Below are 3,647 nucleotides of genomic sequence, written 5' to 3' on the forward strand. Positions count from 1 at the left end.
GGTTCCTCTGATCATACTGATCAGGAACCAGACCCAGGTTTACGTATGCCCTTATTTGCTGGAAAAATGCATTATCCTCAACGTTCTGCTGGAATGACCCGGTTTCAGAGTCAAAAGTGATATTTCCTGCCCTGAAAATTGTTGTAATGAGCCCTTGTTTACGAGCATTTTGAACCAGTTTTTCTGCTTCAAACTTGCTCTTTACATAAGGATTCTCGAGTTCCTGCCCGATATCCAGGGAGTCTTCAGAGAAAAATATGCCCTGACTTTCAGTGATAAGACCGCTTCCAACAGATACCGTTGAAATATAATGGAAATCCTTTCGGTTTCCGTGTAAGCAGAGTGACAGAAGGTTTTGAGTGCTTAAAACATTAGCCTTGTAAAATTCCTGGTAATCACCGATGTGCTTGGTAAGAGCTGCAGAGTGAATGATAACATCTACCTGGAGAGAAAGCCTGTCCCAGGTGTCATCATCTAGGCCACAATGGTCAGAACTCAAGTCACCCTGAACTACTGAAACTCTTTTCAGGTATGGCTTCAGGCAACCTGATCCGAATGATTCTTCCATTCTCCTTGTTACGCGGTTTTGTGCATCTGTATGATCGTGGCCCCGTGCAATAACCACAACATCATAATCGGTCAGTTCAAGAAGATCTCTAAGGAGATATCCTCCAAGTGTACCAGTAACCCCGGTTAGCAGAATGGTCTTGTAATCCCGTTTTAACTCCAGGTTACAGTTGTTCCAATCAAAGTTGTGGATTGTATCTGTGTAAGCAGTTTCCTTTCCTATGACATCTGGTGTTCGCTCTGGTGATTGTAACAGGTTGATGAGGAGAGGAATCCTGTCTGCAAATCCGGATTCACTTCTGGGTAAGCTCGCTGCCTGATCAGCTATTGTTCTAAAGGAAAAGATATCAGATATTGAAACTTTGAAGTTCTTTTCCAGTTCAATCAGAAGAGCAATCGCACGGAGTGAGTCTGCACCTATATCAAAAAAGTCATCAGTGATGCTGATACAGGACTTTCCAAGAACTTTCTTCCATGCATCTGCGATAAGTTGTTCTGTCTGATTTCTGGGGTATTCATAGGAAGTATCGCATGATTGAATAGTATTGGGACCGGGAAGCAACTTTCTGTCCACCTTTCCGTTTCGGTTTAAGGGAAACGAAACAAGATGAACAAATCTTGCAGGAATCATGTATTCAGGGAGAATTCTCCGCATTGATGATTTGAGTTCAGACTCAGCCAGGGGTGAATCTGCCTCGTAATATCCACACAGATACTTTCCGATGGAGGGGTCGTCAATTGGCAGAACAACAGCGTTATTGATACCAGGTATGGTTCTGATAGCTGACTCGATCTCTCCTGGTTCAATCCGGTATCCACGAATCTTTACCTGAAAGTCAATCCTCCCGATATATTCCAGCATTCCATCAGAGCGAATCCTTGCTCGGTCACCTGTCCGGTACATACGTTCTCCGGGAACAAACGGGTCAGGGAGGAATTTTTCGCTTGTTAAATCCGGATTGTTCAGGTATCCACGCGATACCCCTTCACCCGCAATATATAGTTCTCCTGGTATTCCTATTGGTAGAAGGGTGCCCCCTGTTCCAAGAACATAAATCCTGGTATTAGCAATTGGGTACCCAATTGGAGGATTTGGGACAACACTCTGTATTTCGGTGCTGGTCGATGCCATGGTCGTCTCGGTAGGTCCGTATTCATTTACAAGTTGATAGGTTCCGAGTTTATACCGGTTGAGACGATCTCCACCGACTACCAGTCGTTTGAGCGATATGTTGCTGCACACCTGGATGAATTGTTCTGCAAATTGTGTTGGGAAATGGGCATGGGTAATCCTGTTCTCTTCGCAGTACCTGTCAAGATCATGGGGAGATAGCCTGAGTGATTCTGGAATAATGTGTAACTCTCCTCCAGTTACCAGAGGAGCAAATATCTGAACTACTGAAACATCAAACGAGAGCGATGCAAATTCAAGACTCCTGCTTCCTGAATCAAATTGGTGATGACGAGTATACCATGCTATGAAGTTCACCATTGAATGGTGTTCTATCATAACCCCTTTTGGTTTCCCGGTTGAACCAGATGTATAAATGAGATATGCAAGATCATACGGAGATGGAACCGGAATCTGTGTATCATCTGAGTCATCTCCTACATCGCCAGTCAAAGTGTCAAGATTGATCTTGGGGCCAGAATACTGACAAGATAATATTTCCAGGGACTTTTTTGATCCAATGAGCAGACAGGCTTTGGTATCATCGAGAATAAACCTAATCCTATCCTCAGGATAGCCAGGATCGAGGACTACATAGGGAGTATCTGCTTTCAGTGCTCCAACCATTGCGGCAACTGTGAGAAATGATCGGTCTCCGATTATCCCGATTATTGAGTCATGCCTGATATTTGCATCTTTGACACTTGCAAATATCTTTCCTGCAATCCTATCTGAAATTATATTAAGTTCTCTATAGGTTATGCATCCGTCAGGAGCGACTATAGCCCGTTTCTCCGGGTACTGGAGACATGATCTGGTGACTGCCTCACCAATTGTAATCCACTCCGGAAGGGGCGTTTTTGTGTTGTTAACCTCATTGAGAAGAAATGCTCTCTCTTCGTCATCGATGAGTTCATAATCCCCTGCATTTTTCGAGGAGTCTGATAAAATTGAGCGGATCAGAGAGAGCAGATGCAGCTCAAGGTACCTGATTGTGTCATCTGAGAAAAGAGGGCTCCGGTAATCAATTTTAAAGAATATATGCCCTTCTTTTTCCCATGCTGCAATACTAATGTCGAATTTTACCAGGTTCAGGTCATAGATCTGACGTGTGGATGATATTCCTTCTGCGACAAAGGAATTTTCTTCCATATTCTGGATGATTACATTGAGATCGATAAACGGATGTCTTCCCGGACCTCTTGTCTCTGCAACTGTTTCATACACACGAGAAAGTGAGAATGGCTGATGATCATAAAGATCGAAGAGATTATCGCGAACCTGCTGCAGGTACGCAATAACTGGAAGATCATCGGTTACCTGGAGTCTGACAGGTATCGTCTCGACAAACATCCCGACAACAGAATCTGATCCCTCTGGACCTCTGCCATTTGTTGTTGTCCCGATTACAACATCTTTCTGCTGGGTATATATCGAATAGAGGAGCCCGATTATTCCCATCAGGGTAGAATGAAGGGTTGTTTCACTTTTTTCAATAAGATTGTGGAGTGATATTGTGAGATCAGAGTCAAGAATAAATTCCCGGCTTTTTCCGGTAAAATCAGGAACTTTTGGTCGCTCATTATCTGTTAATAATTCTGCAGGCCGGTATCCTGTCAGATACTTTATCCAGAAAGAGTCATTTTCTTTTAATAATCCCTCTTTCTCAAGTGTATTTAGCCAGACTGCATAATCTTGGAACTGAAATGCTGGCGGTTTAAGATCTTGTCCTGAATAAATCCGGGATAGTTCATCAAATATCAACGATATTGACATTCCGTCAGCAATAATGTGATGGATATTAAGTAGGAGAATAAAGTGTTCTGGTGAACATTGAACCAGTTTTACCTTTACCAGCGGGGCTTTTTCAAGATCAAACCTGGTAAAAAAGGAATGGATCACCTGGGTT

At 43.2% G+C, this 3,647-nt stretch carries 1 protein-coding gene; it reads right to left on the minus strand.

The genetic code is table 11. From position 1 onward, the window contains the following. The coding region (locus tag VN429_RS00325) for a non-ribosomal peptide synthetase family protein (protein ID WP_325628552.1) at nt 1-3,647 on the minus strand (3,647 nt) is incomplete at both ends.

The organism is Methanospirillum sp., assembly GCF_035560735.1.
In the GTDB taxonomy this organism is placed as follows: domain Archaea; phylum Halobacteriota; class Methanomicrobia; order Methanomicrobiales; family Methanospirillaceae; genus Methanospirillum.